Origin of the sequence: Hominimerdicola alba 8 (assembly GCF_000178155.2) — a bacterium.
Classification (GTDB): Bacteria; Bacillota; Clostridia; order Oscillospirales; family Ruminococcaceae; genus Hominimerdicola; species Hominimerdicola alba_C.
The window spans coordinates 36,130-53,196 of the sequence record NZ_ADKM02000080.1 but is presented as its reverse complement, the minus strand read 5'-3'; the positions used below and the strand labels follow the sequence as shown (position 1 = coordinate 53,196).

14 protein-coding genes are annotated in these 17,067 nt (G+C 50.6%); 7 read left to right on the top strand and 7 right to left on the bottom strand.

The window, feature by feature from the left end; all coding sequences use genetic code 11:
- The first annotated feature begins 158 nt into the window (after positions 1–158).
- Together CUS_RS08795 and CUS_RS08790 are read left to right on the top strand one after the other, a co-directional pair.
- Entirely contained in the window at positions 159–1,079 is a 921-nt protein-coding gene (locus tag CUS_RS08795; protein ID WP_002849654.1) for an ABC transporter permease, read from the top strand.
- A 15-nt stretch (positions 1,080–1,094) separates the two neighbouring features.
- Positions 1,095–2,066 (top strand): carbohydrate ABC transporter permease, encoded by a 972-nt coding sequence (locus tag CUS_RS08790; protein WP_002849682.1) that lies wholly within the window; start codon positions 1,095–1,097, stop codon positions 2,064–2,066.
- Between the two features lie 76 nt (positions 2,067–2,142).
- Here CUS_RS08790 and CUS_RS08785 read toward each other — a convergent pair whose 3' ends face one another.
- Positions 2,143–2,430 (bottom strand): DUF4491 family protein, encoded by a 288-nt coding sequence (locus CUS_RS08785; protein WP_002849775.1) that lies wholly within the window; start codon positions 2,428–2,430, stop codon positions 2,143–2,145.
- A 302-nt stretch (positions 2,431–2,732) separates the two neighbouring features.
- Between CUS_RS08785 and CUS_RS08780 the strand changes: the two genes are divergently transcribed.
- From CUS_RS08780 to CUS_RS08760, 5 genes are all read left to right on the top strand, one after another.
- Complete coding sequence (locus CUS_RS08780; protein ID WP_037276957.1) at positions 2,733–3,773, top strand: hypothetical protein; 1,041 nt, start codon at positions 2,733–2,735, stop codon at positions 3,771–3,773.
- Positions 3,770–4,771 (top strand): hypothetical protein, encoded by a 1,002-nt coding sequence (locus CUS_RS08775; RefSeq protein WP_100084565.1) that lies wholly within the window; start codon positions 3,770–3,772, stop codon positions 4,769–4,771. The genes CUS_RS08780 and CUS_RS08775 overlap by 4 nt, the downstream gene beginning before the upstream one ends.
- A 211-nt stretch (positions 4,772–4,982) precedes the next feature.
- Positions 4,983–8,627 carry a clostripain-related cysteine peptidase gene (locus CUS_RS08770; RefSeq protein WP_002849744.1) on the top strand — a complete coding sequence of 1,215 codons (3,645 nt, stop codon included), beginning with the start codon at positions 4,983–4,985 and terminating at the stop codon, positions 8,625–8,627.
- A 249-nt stretch (positions 8,628–8,876) separates the two neighbouring features.
- Positions 8,877–10,055, top strand: coding sequence for an iron-containing alcohol dehydrogenase (locus CUS_RS08765; protein ID WP_002849730.1), 1,179 nt, complete (start codon positions 8,877–8,879; stop codon positions 10,053–10,055).
- Between the two features lie 12 nt (positions 10,056–10,067).
- On the top strand, positions 10,068–11,081 hold the full coding sequence (locus CUS_RS08760) for an NAD-dependent epimerase/dehydratase family protein (RefSeq protein ID WP_002849677.1): 1,014 nt from the start codon (positions 10,068–10,070) through the stop codon (positions 11,079–11,081).
- A gap of 211 nt (positions 11,082–11,292) precedes the next feature.
- Here CUS_RS08760 and CUS_RS08755 read toward each other — a convergent pair whose 3' ends face one another.
- The 6 genes from CUS_RS08755 to CUS_RS08730 form a co-directional block, all read right to left on the bottom strand.
- The gene (locus CUS_RS08755; protein WP_002849672.1) at positions 11,293–11,964 is read right to left on the bottom strand and encodes an ABC transporter ATP-binding protein; all 672 of its coding nucleotides are present in this window, start codon (positions 11,962–11,964) and stop codon (positions 11,293–11,295) included.
- The gene (locus CUS_RS08750; RefSeq protein WP_002849726.1) at positions 11,964–13,160 is read right to left on the bottom strand and encodes an ABC transporter permease; all 1,197 of its coding nucleotides are present in this window, start codon (positions 13,158–13,160) and stop codon (positions 11,964–11,966) included. The genes CUS_RS08755 and CUS_RS08750 overlap by 1 nt, the downstream gene beginning before the upstream one ends.
- 98 nt (positions 13,161–13,258) lie before the next feature.
- A complete protein-coding gene (locus tag CUS_RS08745) occupies positions 13,259–13,663 on the bottom strand; it encodes a DUF4418 family protein (protein ID WP_002849716.1) in 405 nt (134 codons plus the stop codon).
- A 6-nt stretch (positions 13,664–13,669) separates the two neighbouring features.
- Positions 13,670–14,581 (bottom strand): transglutaminase domain-containing protein, encoded by a 912-nt coding sequence (locus tag CUS_RS18590; RefSeq protein WP_002849735.1) that lies wholly within the window; start codon positions 14,579–14,581, stop codon positions 13,670–13,672.
- Complete coding sequence (locus CUS_RS08735; RefSeq protein ID WP_050792215.1) at positions 14,566–15,315, bottom strand: 2Fe-2S iron-sulfur cluster-binding protein; 750 nt, start codon at positions 15,313–15,315, stop codon at positions 14,566–14,568. Before CUS_RS08735 ends, CUS_RS18590 begins: the two co-directional genes overlap by 16 nt.
- Before the next feature lie 152 nt (positions 15,316–15,467).
- Positions 15,468–17,015, bottom strand: coding sequence for an FAD-binding protein (locus CUS_RS08730; RefSeq protein ID WP_002849659.1), 1,548 nt, complete (start codon positions 17,013–17,015; stop codon positions 15,468–15,470).
- Positions 17,016–17,067 lie beyond the last annotated feature (52 nt).

The window sequence follows — 17,067 nt, the reverse complement described above, 5'->3', positions numbered from 1 at the left end:
TTTAAGGCGGATTGCTATAAAATATTGTCATATATAGCCCCCGAAAAGGGGGCTGTATCATGACAGCTTTTGTAAACACGGCGATCTGTCCCCTGCCGCCTTTGGCAAATATCTTTGTCTTGGGAAATTTGGGATATATTTTCTCGGAGGTGCAACAAATGTTCAAAGACCCTGATTTTGCCAAAAAGCTGAAAAATCAGAAGTCGCTTCTTCTGCTTAGCATACCCTTCGTGGTGTATGTCATAATATTCAACTACGCGCCGCTGGTAGGCTGGCTGATGGCTTTCCAGCGATACAAACCCCGCGATGGTCTGTTCCACTCGGAATTCATCGGACTTGAAAATTTCAGGTTCCTGTTTAGGAACGAAGACTTCATACTCTGCGTCAGAAACACCCTTGCTATGGGCATTATAAATCTGTTTCTGGGCACTGTCTGCCCGATAATCTTCGCCATACTGCTGAGCGAGTTCCGCTTCAATATGGGCAAAAAGTTCGTGCAGACCATTTCCTATCTGCCGCACTTTCTGTCGATGATAATACTGACGGGCATCGTGTTCGATGTCCTTTCGATGGAGAACGGCACTATAAACAAGGTTCTGATGGCTACAGGTCTGATAGACAAGCCTGTTCAGTGGCTTGCAGAACCGAAATACTTCTGGTGGATAGTGGCGTTCGCGACACGCTGGAAAGAAACAGGCTGGGACAGCATAATCTATCTGGCGGCGATAACTTCCATCAACCCCGACCTGTATGAGGCGGCTTCGATAGACGGCGCAGGAAGAATGAGGCGCATCTGGCACATAACTCTGCCGGGACTCAAGCCCACCATACTGATACTGCTGATAATGAATGTCGGCAACGTACTGAATGTAGGCTTTGAACTGCAATATCTGCTGGGCAACGACCTTGTAAAGTCAGTATCCGAAACTATCGACATATACGTGCTGAACTACGGTATCGGCAAGGGCAACTACGCTATCGGTACTGCGGCAGGTATCTTCAAGAGCCTTGTCAGCATCATACTTATAGTCATAGCAAACACCAGCGCTAAAGCGATGGGCGAAGAAAGTCTGTACTAAAGGAGGGCGCAGAAAATGGCAGAACTTACAAAAACACTTCCCGCCCCCCAGACGGGCAAACAGCGCAAGTCTGAGGACATCGGCGCCAACACCAAACACGGCATAATGAGCCGCCGCTCAAAAGGCGATATGGTATTCGATACACTGAATACTATCTTTATGATAATATTCTCCATCGTGATACTCTACCCTCTTCTTAACATGGTGGCTGTGTCGTTCAATGACGGTCTTGATGCGCTGAAAGGCGGCATAACCCTTGTGCCCCGCGTGTTCACGCTTAAAAACTATCAGACAGTTCTCGGCAAGCAGAGCATGTTTGCCGCCGCAAGAACAAGTGTGCTGAGAACAGTTATAGGCACCGTTACCTCCACTATGGTGACTGCACTGCTGGCTTACATTCTCAGCCGCAAGGAATTCCTTTTCAAGAAACAGCTGTCACTGCTGTATGTTGTAACTATGTACGTTTCGGGCGGTCTTATCCCTATATTCATCGTTTACAAAAATCTCGGTCTGACCAACAACTTCCTCGTTTACATACTGCCCGGCATGGTACCCGCATTCAGCATGCTGGTGCTGAGAACTTACATGAACGGTCTGCCCGACAGCCTTGCCGAGTCTGCAATGATAGACGGAGCAGGTCACATGACTATCTTCATCAAGATAATCTTCCCGCTTTGCATGCCCGTTATCGCGACCGTTGCACTGTTCACCGCTGTGGGTCAGTGGAACAGCTGGTTCGATGCGATGCTGTACAACAAGATGGATGATGACCTGACCACCCTCCAGTATGAGCTGATGAAGCTGTTAAGCTCGGTGACCAACCAGAAAGCGACCGCTGAATCCGCTCAGCATTCCACCGCAACTGTAACACCTACCTCGATAAGAGCGGCGGCAACTGTCATCACTTCCCTGCCGATAATCATACTCTATCCTTTCTTACAGAGATACTTTGTGGCAGGTCTGACAATAGGCGGTGTCAAGGAATAAAGCTATATTTATAGTATATCAGATACCATAACAGTATAAGAAAAAGCACTGTCCGCGCGGGCAGTGCTTTTTTTCGTCAGTATCTTCTGTTCGGATTTTTCGGGAACCACCCCTTGCGTACACGCTCCTCCTGCTCGTAGAGTTCATGTATGCTCCAGAAACAGGTCGTTGACAACACAGCAAAAATACAGCTGAGGAAATCGCTGTCTGCAAGCAGTGATATCAGCAGGGATATCCCCCCTGCTGCCGCAAAAACATACCGGCTTTTTTTAGAGAAATAGTATTCTGCCTTTATGACTATCGGGTGGAACAGCCCGATTATCAGAAAAGTGATGACACCGAGAATTATGCCTTTAAAATTCATTGTTTTACTTCCTCCATTTATTGCCACTAGCGTTCACTAACCATTATAACATAACACAAAGTCCCTGTCAACTGCATGTCACGCCGCAAAACGCATAAAAAACGTATTTATGACCATCTCTTTAACGATTTTTTCTGTAGATGCAAAAGCAAAAAAATGCCAGCAATTGTCAATTTCAGAACTTAAACTGCATTTTATGAAGATACGTTCACCGCCTGACCGCTGTTCGGGGATTGACCTTTTTATGAAAATATGGTATAATAACTGTAAGTCTGAACTTTTTGTGAAAGGGGGAGTGCTTTTTGCGCAAATACAGAGTTTTGTCAGCTGTAATGGCGGCGTTGATGCTTGGCGGGTGTACCATCAAACCTACCGCCGAAGAGAAGCTGAAACCGATACCGAGAGAATATGATGACAGTGTGGCTGAGGTGGTCTATTCAGAACCAAAGACCGAATACGATGACACCGAACCCGATCTCGGCAAACCGTTGGTATACAAAGATTTCTGCGTGGGCAGCGATTTTGACTTTTTTGAAAAAATGCTGGGCGAAAAATCTTATCTTTACGGATATTTTTTCTGGAACAGCTATAACGATGACGGTGAATGGTACAGATATCCCTCTTTCTGGGCACGCATGTACGGCAATGACAACAAGGAAGCTGTGCTGGCAGAATACGGCGTTGAAGAAAAGCCGTATGACATGTCTGCGGACAAATACTATCTCCATGCAATAGTCACAGACCAAAAAGGAGTAATAAACAGCGTTCAGCACTGTGACAGCTATTGTGAAGCCTTTTATCCGATAAACACACAGTCACCGCCTTTTGAAGAATATGCACACATGCGCATGTATTTTGACGGTGATGACCTCGCGCTGTGTATCATGGGCATGAACTATGATGTGACCCTGCTTTCCCAGTGTGACTGGAAAAAACTGCTCGACTACAGTGAACTGTATTCGCTGAGAGCGGCTTCACCTGAAGGCGAAAGGCTGATACCTCGTGTGATGCTCAAAGGCATGGCAAGCTATGAAAGACTGCGTACCGACCTCGACTACCCCGTGTTCGACTTTGAGAACGGTTATGTCAGCATACAGTGGTACGACTATGACGGCAATGAAACTGAGGGCGAGGGTCTGCTGAAAAGCGGTCTGCGGCTGAAATATACCCTGACCGACACAGGCATCGACCTTGAACTGCCTGACGGCGGCGACAGCATGTCTACATATATAAGCTACAACAAGTATCTGGACGCATATGAACTCCACGACCCGTATTGGCGTGATAATTACGGCTGTACGCTGATGCTGGGCAAGGCGGTACAACAGAAAGTCGGAGAATGATGAAGAACGAACTGAAAAAAATAATGAACGACAACCGCAACGACATCGCTAAGGCTTCCAGATTTGCGCTGGGCATAATTCTCGGTGCGGTGATACTGATAGGCGTTATCTTTTACGGCATAGCACCAAAGACACGCAAAAAAGATGATACAAAACAAAATACACAGTCTGCGCCTGCCGCACAGAAACAAACGCAGTCCCCTCCCCCACAGACGGAAGTTCCTGTCGAAGAAGAGCCTTTAGAGATACCGCAGGGGCATCTTTACCGCGTAAGCACCGACACAGGTGTCACTGACAAGGACGGCGGATACATCGGGGCGGCTACCGAAGGCGAACTGTTTACATCTTACGATGCGCTGGATATCTCGGAATTCGGCATGGACAAGCAGATAGAAGTATCCTACCTTTCACAGACAGGCTATATACCCGCAGACGACCTGACTGAGGTGCTGACTGCGACCATTCTGCCGTCAGCAGGTGACTGTCTTATGAAAGATGAGTACAGCGGCACCTACCCCTGTTCAAGCAAGGAGAGCGCTCCCATAACGGCGGCGGCACTGGTCAACAGCCAGAAACTTCGTCAGTGGGACAAGGCTGACCTTATCAGCGCGGAAGAAGTCCTTGATGCTGTGAATGACCCCGTCAAGCTGATAAACGACTATTCGGGCGGCGACCTTGTGGCTGAAAGGGTGGAAGATGTCAGCGAAGAAATGCTGAGGGCTCAGATAGACAGCGGCAAAAGGGTCATGCTGGCTGTGAGGTACTATGAGGGCGTGGCTGATTACGACTACAGCGACTACTACGGCATCACCACAAATACGCAGTACGTGCTGGTCTGCGGATATGATACCGATGATGAATATGGTAATATATTCTACTGCTGTGACCCCTTCTACGGGCAGAACGGCAGAAGCCTGACAGCGGTGAGCGCAGACACTCTCTGCACATCTGCGGGACTGGTGGACAGTGACAGGAAAGGAATGATAATACTGCACTGAAACGCCGCAATATCAAACTTTCACACAGCTTTCACAGCGCTCCCATATCAGGGGGCGCTTTCGTTTTTTAATTTATCAAAGTGCTTAATAATCTCAGTATAATGGTGGTAAAATGCGTCAGTTTACACCTTTACAAATACTTCATGATGTGGTAAAATATTAATCGGTAAATTAATTTTATCTTTACACAAATCAAACATGGAGGAGCAAAATGAAAACAAAGAAAATTATCAGTGCGCTGACAGCACTTATGCTGACAGCATCGATGATGGCAGGATGCGGTGAAAAGCCTGCTGACGACAAGACTTCCGAAGCGGACAGCAGTACTGCAAACACCACGACTGCCAAAGAGGAAAAGTCTGACGACAGCGCGGAGGAAAAACCTGCCGATGAAGATACCACATCTTCTGATGATGATGTCACCGATGATGAAACCACCACTGCACAGTTCATTGAACTGACAGGCGGTCAGGACGGCATGGTAGACAACATGAAGCTGGTATCGCTCAAAGATATCTCAAGGTCTTCGGCTAACAGCAAAAACAGCGAAAATTCCCGCGTAAGCGCTTCGGCAGAAGTCAAGGCGAGAAAATGGTCTGACAAAAAGGCTGAGGACAAGAAGAAGCTGACCCTGATGGTATACATGGTCGGTTCTGACCTTGAAAGCAAACAGAACAGCATGGCGGGCACACAGGATATCCTCGAAATGATAAAAAGCGGACTCGATGACAAGGACGTAAACCTGGTGCTGTACTGCGGCGGCGCAAAAACATGGTGGCTAAACGGCTTCCCTACAGGCAAGAACGCTTATATCGAATATAAGACTAACGGCGCTGACCTGACTGCTGACGGCAAGAAAGGTATAAACATCTACGAAACTGACAGGAAGAACATGGGCGAATCGGATACTTTCAGCGCATTCCTCAAAGATGTTCCCGAAAAGTACCCCGCTGATGACTACGCGCTGATCTGCTGGGATCACGGCGGCGGACCTGTAATAGGCTACGGCAGTGACGAACTCAATACCGATGCAAAGACAGGCGGCGGTGACTCGCTGACTATGTCTGAAATGAAAAAGGCGCTTGAAGCAAGCCCGTTCAAGAGCAAGAAGCTGGCATTCATCGGCTTTGATGCCTGCCTGATGTCATCGCTGGAGATAGCTGACATGTGTCAGCCATACGCAGATTATCTTGTGGCTTCGGCTGACACGGAACCCGGCTGCGGCTGGAACTATGAGTTTCTCGGCGGTGTCAAGGGCACCAGCAAGGCTAAGGATATCGGCAGCAGCATAGTCAAGACTTACTTCGATTTCCTCTCCGACCCAAGCATAAGCCCTTATATAAAGTCTGCAACACTGGGCGTGTTCGACCTTTCAAAGACCGACAGCGTTAAATCGGCTATGGGCGGCGTGTGCAAGGCTATGAAAGCTGAGATAGATAATGGCGATGCTGCAAACTACAAGAAGTTCCTTGACGGCGCATACAGCTACAGCGGCTACGACCTTGCCGACCTCGCAACTATGGCAGACTCACTTTCGGGCGCATATTCGGGCGAAACAAAGAAGCTGAAGTCGGCGCTGGGAGATATGCTGGTCGAGGGTTCGACTACCATTAAGGGCACCTGCGGTCTTTCTGTATACTTTCCGCTGACTAACAGCGCGGCTGATTATAATGCTTCCAAGATACTATACAGTATAGGCGGCTATGACCTTATAACCACCGACCCTATCGACAACGATTATAAAGCGCTGATGGAAGCACTCTATCCCGCTGAGGGCGGTAGCAAGCCCGACAGTTCTTCAAGCAAGCCTGAGGAGAGCAGTTCTAAGGCTGAATCTTCAAGCAAAAAAGAAGAGAACAGTTCTAAGGCTGAGTCTTCAAGCAAGAAGGAAGAGAGCAGTTCTAAGGCTGAGTCTTCGAGCAAGAAGGAAGAGAGCAGTTCTAAGGCTGAGTCTTCGAGCAAAAAGGAAGAGAGCAGTTCTAAGGCTGAGTCTTCGAGCAAGAAGGAAGAGAGCAGTTCTAAGGCTGAGTCTTCAAGCAAAAAGGAAGACAGCAGTTCTAAGGCTGATGATTCAAGCAAGCCCGACAGCAGCAAGCCGACCGAAAAGAGCATTTATGATGAACTGGATATCGAGGTCGTACCAAAAGGCGGCAAATCCTCAAACAAGAAGTACAAGGACGACGGCTATGCTTACGCACAGCTGACCGACGAACAGATGAAGGAAATGCGCGGCGTTTACTTCACTATCCTGACAAATGTCGGCTTTGAGGGCAAGGAAAAGGCATGGGCGCCAAGACTGCTCTATGTTCCCGCTGAGGTGGACAAGAACGGCATAGTCAAGATGGATCTCGACCCCGTGAGCATCGGCGTAGTTTCCGACAAGCAGGCTGAACCCATAAGCTGTCTGACAAAGTTCATGGGTAACGGCAATTACCGTTCAGCAGGTGTGCTCTGCGCAGATCAGGAACTTTCTGACGAAAGAATGAATGTCGTGATAGAGAGCAGTGTTGACAGCAAGGGCACTGCTTCCATCACAGGTCTTACAAGCAACAACACCACTTCGGGCGGTCTGCCTGTGGCTTCTAAGGACGAGATAGACCTGAGCGAGTGGATGAGTTTCTCCAGCCCGTTCAGCGGATTTGAACCCAATGAAAAGACACCTCGCAAGCACTACAGCGAACTTGAAGCTACTGTTTACGGCGGCGAGTTCATGGCGGTTGGCGAGAGTTTTGATGTCAAGGCTTTCCACTTCTCCGAGATGCCCGCAGAATATGCGGTACAGATGAGCATATTCACCCTTGACGGCAAGGAGTACTGCTCAAATATCGGCTCTTTCGAGTTCAAGGACAGCACACTCGACAAGCTGACCGAAGAAAAGACCGATAACGGCGTACTGAAATTCGCGATAGTAGGCGACCATGCCGAACTGGTGAAGTATGAGAGCAAGAATAAGGATAAAGACGGCAAGATCGAAGTACCTGCAAAAGTCGGCGGCAAGGCTGTGACTGTAGTACGCACCAACGCATTTGACGATTCCGACCCGACTGAACTGATCTTCCCCGACAGCGTTGAAACTATGGGCAGGCTCTCAAATCAGGGACAGCGCAGACTGACTAAGGTCACACTTCCAAAGAACCTCAGATTTATCCCCGAAAACATGTTCAGCTACGCTTCAGCACTGGAAACCGTAGTTCTGCCTGAAAAGCTGGAGAGCATCGGCAGTTTCGCATTCAGTTCAACAGCGATAAAGGAGATAGAGATACCTGCAAGCGTGACTGTCATCGACCCTGCGGCATTCTCCAACTGCGCAAAACTCGACAAGCTGACAGTTTCAAAGGATAACAAGGTATACACCGCTAAGGACAACGTTCTGTATACCGCTGACATGAAGAAGCTGATAGCATTCACAGGTCAGAGCAGAACTGAGTTCACAATACCCGACGGCGTTGAGGAAATAGGCGCTTACGCTTTCGTGGGCAGCTTTGATCCGGGTCTTGGTCTTGGATTAGATGATGAGGGCAAGGGTCTGACTAAGATAACCTTTGCAAAGTCTGTCAAGAAGATAGGCGATTTCGCATTCCGGGACTGCATCGGTTTCAGCGAACTGACACTGCCTGACGCTCTGGAATATATCGGCACAAGCGCATTCGGCGCGGGACTTCTCCACAAGGCGACCGTTGAACTGCCTGAGCTGAAGATAGGTGCAAACGTCAAGCGTGTACGCGGCTATGCGTTCACAGGATACAAGGTAAAGAAGCTGGTCGTTGACTCTAAGAACAGCTACTTCAAGACCGACGGCAAAAAGCTGACAAGTATCGACGGTTCGACCGAGATAACTGTTTTTGCTGAGAAATAAAAGCTATATCAAAGACCCGTTCCGACAGAGCGGGTCTTTTTGCATAATGCTGTTATCTGCTAAATATATGTTTGCTTTTGTACTTGACTTTTCCGAAAGTGTGTGTTATAATCATCTAAAATACGGCGGTCGTCAGGCTTTGAGATAAATGCGGAAACAGGCATTTTATAAGCGATAAACAAGTTCACCGACAGGCTGATATTTTCTATAAGGTGTTTAACATTTCCCATACTGAAAGGAGTTATAAAAATGAATGATTTTAACTTTTACAGCCCTACCGAGTTCGTTTTCGGCAGGGGTCGTGAATGCGAAACAGGCAGGTATGTCAAGAAATACGGCGGAAGCAGGGTGCTGATACATTTCGGCGGCGGCTCAGCAGTTAAAAGCGGTCTGCTGGACAAGGTGAAAAAGTCACTGGAAGAAGAGGGCGTGGCTTACTTTGAACTTGGCGGCGTAAAGCCAAATCCCCGTGACACGCTGGTGTATGAGGGCATCGAACTTTGCAGGCGCGAGGGCATCGACTTTATCCTTGCTGTGGGCGGCGGCTCGGTCATCGACTCGGCTAAAGGCATTGCGGCAGGCGTTGTTTATGAGGGTGATTTCTGGGACTTTTACTGCGGCAAGAAAGTCGTGAAAGCGCTCCCTGTCGGCGTAGTAGTTACCATATCTGCGGCAGGCAGTGAGGGTTCGGGCGACTCGGTCATCACTAAAGAAGAGGGTATGCTGAAAAGGGCGACAGGCTCAGATGCACTCAGACCGAGATTTTCGGTGCTTGACCCCGAACTTACGATGACACTGCCCGCATACCAGACAGCCTGCGGTGCTACCGACATAATGGCGCACGTTTTTGAGAGATACTTCACCAACACAAAGGAAGTCGAGATAACCGACCGCCTTTGCGAAGCGGTGCTGATGACCATGCTGAGGGAAACTCCCCGCGTCATCGCTGACCCCAAAAACTATGATGCACGCGCAAATATAATGTGGGCAGGCATGGTGGCACACAACAATATAGTCGGCGTTGGCAGAGAACAGGACTGGAACAGTCACGGGCTGGAACACGAACTTTCGGGTCTTTATGACTGCGCTCACGGTGCAGGACTGGCTGTGATAATGCCCGCGTGGATGGAGTTTGTCTGCAAGCACGATGTAATGCGCTTCTGTCAGATGGCGACAAGGGTGTTCGGGGTGGATATGGATTTCACTGACCCCGAAAAGACTGCCCGCGAGGGTATCCGCCGTTTCAGGACTTTCCTGCACAGCATCGGCATGCCGATAAACTTCGCTGAACTGGGCGCTAAGGAAGAGGATATCCCCGTACTGGTGGAAAAGCTGGGCGTTGACGACGGCAGGACAGGCGGTTTCGTTCACCTGTCATCTGAAGATGCTGCCGAGATATACCGCATAGCTGTCAAGGCTGAACTTTAAGGAGGAAACGCCATGAAAATACTGTTTATCGGCGGCACAGGCACTATCAGCATGGCGATAACAAAGCGCCTTGCCGAAGAGGGTCACGAACTTTATCTGCTCAACAGGGGTTCGCGCAACGAGGGTCTTTCGGGGAACATAAAGTACATCACCACCGACATAAACGACGAGGAAAAGACCGCAAAACTGCTGGACGGGCTTGAATTTGACTGCGTGGGTGAGTTCATCGGATTTGTGCCACAACAGCTTGAACGCGACTATCGGCTTTTCGGCGGCAGGACAAAGCAGTTCATCTACATCAGTTCGGCATCAGCCTACCAAAAGCCCCCGAAAGGCTATGTGATAACTGAGGAAACGCCGCTGGAGAACCCTTACTGGGAGTACTCGCGCAACAAGAAAGCCTGCGAAGAATACCTGATGGGTCTGTACAGGGACAAGGGCTTCCCTGTAACGATAGTCAGACCCAGCCACACTTATGACGAGCGAAGCGTTCCGCTGGGGGTACACGGTGACGGCGGGAGCTGGCAGGTGGTCAAGCGCATAAAAGAGGGCAAGCCCGTCATAATACACGGTGACGGCACTTCCCTGTGGACGATAACCCACAACAGCGACTTTGCTAAGGCTTATGCGGGTCTGGTCGGCAACCCAAAAGCGATAGGTGAGGTCTTCCACATAACAAGTGATGAAAGCGTCAGCTGGAACGAGATATACGGCTATATCGCTGAGGCGCTGGGCGTTCAGCTGAAAGCGTACCACGTTGCATCGCAGACGCTTGCCGATATGAGCGGCTACGATTTTGTGGGCAGTCTTATCGGTGACAAGTCGAACTCGGTCGTGTTCGACAACTCAAAAGTCAAGGCGCTCGTGCCTGACTTCAAATGTACCGTCACCGCCCGCGAGGGTATACGCCGCACTGTCGAATACGTGCTGGCACACCCCGAATATCAGCATGATGACCCCGAATTTGACGCATGGTGCGACAGGGTCATAGAAGCAGTCGAGGGCATGAAAAAAGCATTCAAATAAAAAATAAGATCATCCCGCTGACACACTGCACTAAACAGCCTTGTGATGGGGCAACAATAGCTGACGGTATTCTTTCCCCCGCCGCAGGCGGGGGAAAGATATGGGGTGCTCAATTATCCTTTTGTTTACAGCATTTTCAGCTGGTGTGCTAAAGGGATAGCCATAATAAAAAATAACGGCGCTGAACTCTGACAGTTTCAGCGCCGTATTTTTATTCCTGTGTAAGCACGCCTGCCGACATTTTGAGCATTATGTCGGCGTAGCCCTTAGCATCGTTCTCGTGGGTGACTACCAGCACCGTCGCGCCCTCAGATGCGCACTCTTTCAGAAAGCGGAACACTTCTGCGGTGTTCTCGTCATCGAGGTCGCCTGTTGGTTCATCGGCAAATATCAGCGAGGGCTTGCGCACCAGCGCCCTTGCTATCGCCACTCGCCTGAGTTCCCCGCCCGAAAGTTCGGCGGGACGGGCGTTTGCAAGGTCAGCAATATCCAGCCGTTCCATTAGCTGACGGGCGCGGGCTTCATCTGGGGCATCACCGTAAAGTGCAAACGGCAAAAGGATATTCTCAGTGACAGTCAGGCTGTGAATAGCAGTCTGCCCCTGCGGTATAACGCCGAAATGCTCACACCTGAACCGCGAAAGTTCTTTATCGGGCATGGCGTAGAGGTCTTTGCCGTCAGCAGTTATCCTGCCCGATGACGGCATCAGCAGACCCGAAAGCATGTTCAGCAGAGTGGTCTTGCCGCTTCCCGAACGCCCCATCAGCACCGTCAGCCTGCCCGACTGAAGCGCGAAGTCAGTTTCCTTTACCGCGAAAAAGCGGTTGGTCTTACCGCTTGGGCGAACAAATTCCCGCGTGACTTTTTCAGCTATCAGTTCCATCAGTTGTCCCCCCTAAGAATAAGCCCCGTGTCGATGCGGCTGACCCGCCATGCACTGACTGCCGCCGCCGCTGCACCCGATATTACCGAAAGGGCAACAGCTGCTATGGCAAAGCCCGTTATGCTTCCCGCATTCGGCAGAAGAAACGGCAGAGCAAGTGTCTTTTCGATAACGCCGTTGAAAGGCAGAAGCACCAGCAGTCCGACAACAGCGCCTATAAGACTGCCGCCCAGACAGGTGCAGAGTGCTTCTTTAAGCACCAGCCCCGCCAGCTTTGCCCGCGATGCACCCATTACCCGAAGTACCGCGAACTCCTTTTTGCGCTCGTTTACGCTCATGGTGAATGCCAGCAGAAGTATCACTATGCCCAGCACCCATACCGCCGCGATAAGCAGTCGTATCATCTGCGAAACACCGCTAAGGCTTCCGGCGATACCGCTTATCATGTCGCCCGACCTAAAAGCCCTGACCTTTTTGCAGTGGATATTTATGTCGTTTACCAGTTCTTCGGGTGAAGTGCCATCAGCCGCATTTATCATCAGGCAGGAAACAGAATGTTCAGGGTCAGTGTCGTTGAAATCGTTCATGCCCTTGTCCAGTGACGACTGTATCAGCGCAGTTATGGTATCCTTATTGGTGAAGACCGTTGTATCGTAGGTAGTGCCTGTCTTTTCCAGCTTTGCGGCAACGGTGCATTCAACGCCGTAGAAACTCAGCTTATCGCCCACAAAAGCATTTAGGTCACTGCCTGCCACGATGTCGTATTTGCCCAGTTCACCGCCGTAAGTACGCTTTATCCAGGGACTTACAGTGAAGTCGGTATCGGGGTCAAATCCGATTATCTGTACAGGTATCGAACAACAGCTTGAACCTGTTGAAGCCAGAAAAAACTGCGGCGACACCTGCCCAACGCCCTCACGCTGTATCACTTCATCGGCAAGTGCAGAACTCATATAAAAATAGCCTGTGCTTCCCTGCAATACGATATCCTCGAACTTCTTTTTCATGGTGGCTTCTCTCGGCACGACCATCACATCTGCACCAAGCCGCGCTTTCAGTGAATCAAGACCCTTGCCAAGACTTGCGACCACCAGTGTGCCGCCCAGCGCCGTGAAACTCAGCAGTGCCGCAAGCACCATCAGCACAGCGGTGCGCACAGGTCTGCCCTTAAGATTTTTTATTGCCAGACTTTTCATTTTTCATTCTCCATGTTGTCATTTGTAAGCAGACTGCGTTGAGGGGCGGGCGGGTGGGGCTTTCCATTTTTCGGGGAATGCCTTGCCGTCAGCCGAAGTCAGTCTTTTTTGCCGACCAGTGCGTAAACAGCACCCAGTACTGCCGCCGCTAAGCCGAATATGATAACTGCGGGCTTCATCACTGAATGACATCTCATGTCAGACATCATGCAGAGTTTTATCATAATGTTGGGTATAAGTGCCGCGCCTATCCCAAGAGGTGCCAGTGCAAGCGCCAGACCCCTGCGCATGCCGCCGCTGGTCACAAACAGTACCAGCAAAGATATGACAGTCATAACACCGCCGATGACCAGTACAGCCTGTTCAGCCCAGTGGCAGGTCATCCACTTGCCGTCCTCCATCGGTCCGCAGGCGTGGAACACCAGCTTTACACCAACGCTGAGGCAAAGACTGCACCCCAGAAGCAGAACTCCCAATATCCATTCAATAGCTTTTCTCTTCATTTTACATTACTTTCCTTTCAGACTTGTGACAGCCATCGGGTACTGCGCCCGAAACTCGGCTGTTTCAAACTTCTCTTCCCTTACGTGGTCACCGAAGTCACTGTCACTTTTCAGATAGTTCGCTCTTCCGCCGCCCATAGAATCCCATGTGGCATCAGCGTTGTACCACTCACCGTCAATACAGACGATGTTCCATGCGTGGTACTCACCCGCTGCATCACCTGTTATGACCCGACAGCCTACACCCAGTTCCCGCAAAAGACGGTATACCGTCACCGCATAGCCCATGCAGGTCGCTCGCCTGTAGACCAGTGCCCCGTAAGCCGCCGACCGCAGTCGGTAGCTGTCATTTCGGCGGTGGATATGGTCATACTGCACGTTATCGCAGACCCATTCATATACTGCGCTGACTTTCTCTTCATCAGCCGCATCATCAGAAAGCCCCAGACTTTCTATGACCTCTCTGACAGCATCATCGGTTTCAAACTCCTGCGCGGCATCGGTAAAATATATCGGCGTTATCTCGATGACATTCTTATGCCCATCATCGGATCTTTCTTCGGTGAAAGCAGAATTATAACCACCTAACTGACAGCCTATATAATCGCCCTCATCAGGACAGTCAGTTTCGGCGCAGGCGAACTGCATCAGTTCACGCACCAGCTTGTCAGTATCATCAAGACTGCTGTTTTTGGCACTGTAGGTTATGCGAATGACTTTCTGCCGCTCTTTCAGGCGTGAGCGCACTTTCTCAATGACCTTATCGGCGTTGTCAAAATGTACGCTAAGGTCTTGCCTGACCTCGTAGTGATAACGCGGCTGAGTTGCCCTCACCGCCAGCGTCAGCCCGCAGGCAGTCACCCCAACATAGACCGCCGCGAACAGCCAAAGCCCCAGCCTGTTCACTTTTTCCGCCAAAACAGCGACTTCCATACAGAAGCGGCGTTTGAATTTACCAGCAGTTTCTCGATATCAAGCCCCGCAGGACAGATCTTTCTGCACGCCAGCGATTTGCCGCACCCCTCATAGACCCTTTTGCGGTATTCTTTGAGGATCTCGCTCTTCTCATCTTTCGGAAGCTGTTCTATCAGCCGCGAAACGGGCACACCGCCCGCCATGCCGACAAATTTGCCGCCCGCATAGAAGTTCGGGCAGACATCCAGACAGCACCCGCACTGCAAACAGCCCGATGCTTCGTAAGCGATATCCTGCGTATTTTCATCGGGTGTAAGTTCACTTTTCAGCCATACCGACATCTCTCGCAGGCTGTCGAACATCACCTTGCGGTCAACGATAAGGTCAGCCACCACAGGGAATTTCCTCAGCGGCTCGACCGTCACAACACTGCCGAGTTCTTTCAGCTTGCTGTCACAGGCAAGTCGCGGACTGCCGTTAATGACCATCGCGCATGCTCCGCACTTCTTTTGCAGGCAGCTGCACTCCCATCTTATGGGCTTTGCAGGCTTGCCGTCCTTATCTTTAAGGTCATCGCGTGCATTTAAGGCAGTCAGCGCAGTGGAAACAGCGGCGTTTTCGTCCTCAGTTTCAAATATGAAACTCTGCCGGTACGCTTCCGACTGTGCGCTTTCACGCCTGAGAATTTTCAGTTCGGTGGTCATCGCATTCACTCCCTTTCTTCCTGTTTCAGGCATTTTTACCGTCCTCGCTGAAAATATCATATAATTCTACTCTGCTTTATAGGAATTATATCACAGCAAGGCAATAAAGTCAATGTACATCACTGCCGACATTTTTCAAAGTCTAAAGTAATTTTTTGACAGTTCATTCAGGTCATAAAGAAAAACTATATCCTCACCCTGACTTCGCCGTCCTCGCACCACGATAAAGTAGGCGCACGCAGGCTTTCGTCCTTGTCGGGGTGATCCTCGCGGTAATGGGCACCTCGACTCTCTTTTCGGGCTTTTGCAGACATAAGCATCGACCGTCCCAGCCTTGTTCGCGGGTAGATGCCCTCGCGCTTTTCAAGTGCATCAAGCCTTGCTATGGCTGAGTCGATACCCGCTTCGCTCCTGACTATGCCCAGCCCTGAGTACAATATTTCGCCCAGTTCTTTTCTGACTGCTTCGCTCGGTTCATCGGCATGGCATTCCCCTGAAAACTCTGTTTCGCCCGAATTACCGTTCTCGCCCCTCGCAAGTATATCCTCAGCGGCAGTCTTTCCGCCGAAGACCGCGCCAAGCATCGAATTTCCGCCCAGACGGTTAGCACCGTGATACTGGCAGGTACACTCGCCCGCCGCATACAGCCCGCTGATATTGGTGCGGTGATTAATATCGGTGTAGATGCCGCCCATGAAATAGTGTATCCCCTCATGGACAGGCACAGGCTTTTCAGCGGGGTCGATGGCGAGATAGTGTATTATCTCGGCGCGCAGGTCGGGCAGACGCTTTTGCCATATCTCGGCAGAAAGCCCTGTCATATCCAGATATACCGTGTCGCCGCAGTCCTCCCGCCGCCTTACAAAATACATCTCACGCGACACAACATCGCGGGGCATCAGGTTTTTCAGTTCGGGATATTTTTCTTCCATGAAATACCACTTCTCGCCATTTCTCTCGATGTACAGCCTGCCGCCCTCGCCGCGTGCCGCTTCGGTGACAAGACAGCGCTTGTCGGGTATGCCGATGGTAGTCGGGTGGTACTGGAGCATCTCCGTGTTGCCGAAGATGACCCCCTGTTCAAACAGCTTTGCCGCCGCATATCCGCTGTTTTGTGTCGTGCCTGTGGTCATATTAGGGAAAAGCCCCGCCATTCCGCCGCAGCACATTATCACTTTCCCCCGCATCACCGCAGACTTGTCGGTGTAGCAGTCGCGCACCACCGCCCCTTTACATACGCCGTCCTCAATAACGGCTTCAATGAACTCGTGGTGCGGGAAACGCTCGATAAGCCCCGATGCTTCGTACTTTCGCGCTTCATCTATCAGCGCCGACATTATCATCTTGCCTGTACTGCTTTTGGCGTAAGCGGTTCGCTTCTTCTTCTGCCCGCCGAAATTTCGCTGAACGAGATGACCCTCAGCCATGTTGAAAGGCACACCAAGCCCCGCCAGCCACCTCACGACTTCGGGCGCACCCTTAGTCAGCCGCCTGACAGCGTTTTCATCAGCGAGGTAAACCCCGCCTTTCATGGTATCTTCAAAATGGTACTGCGGACTGTCGCCCTCGCCCATAACGTCCAGCGCCGCATTGATGCCGCCCTCAGCAAGCACCGACTGCGCCCTTTCTGAGGCTTGCAGTGACACCAGCAAACAGTGCCGCCCGCCCCTCGCAAGGGTGATGGCCGCCGTCAGCCCCGAAAGCCCCGCACCGATAATGATAGTCTTTTCCATAAGCCGTTCAACCTTCTCCAATAACTGACAGTACATTTCGTCAACCCGTCAA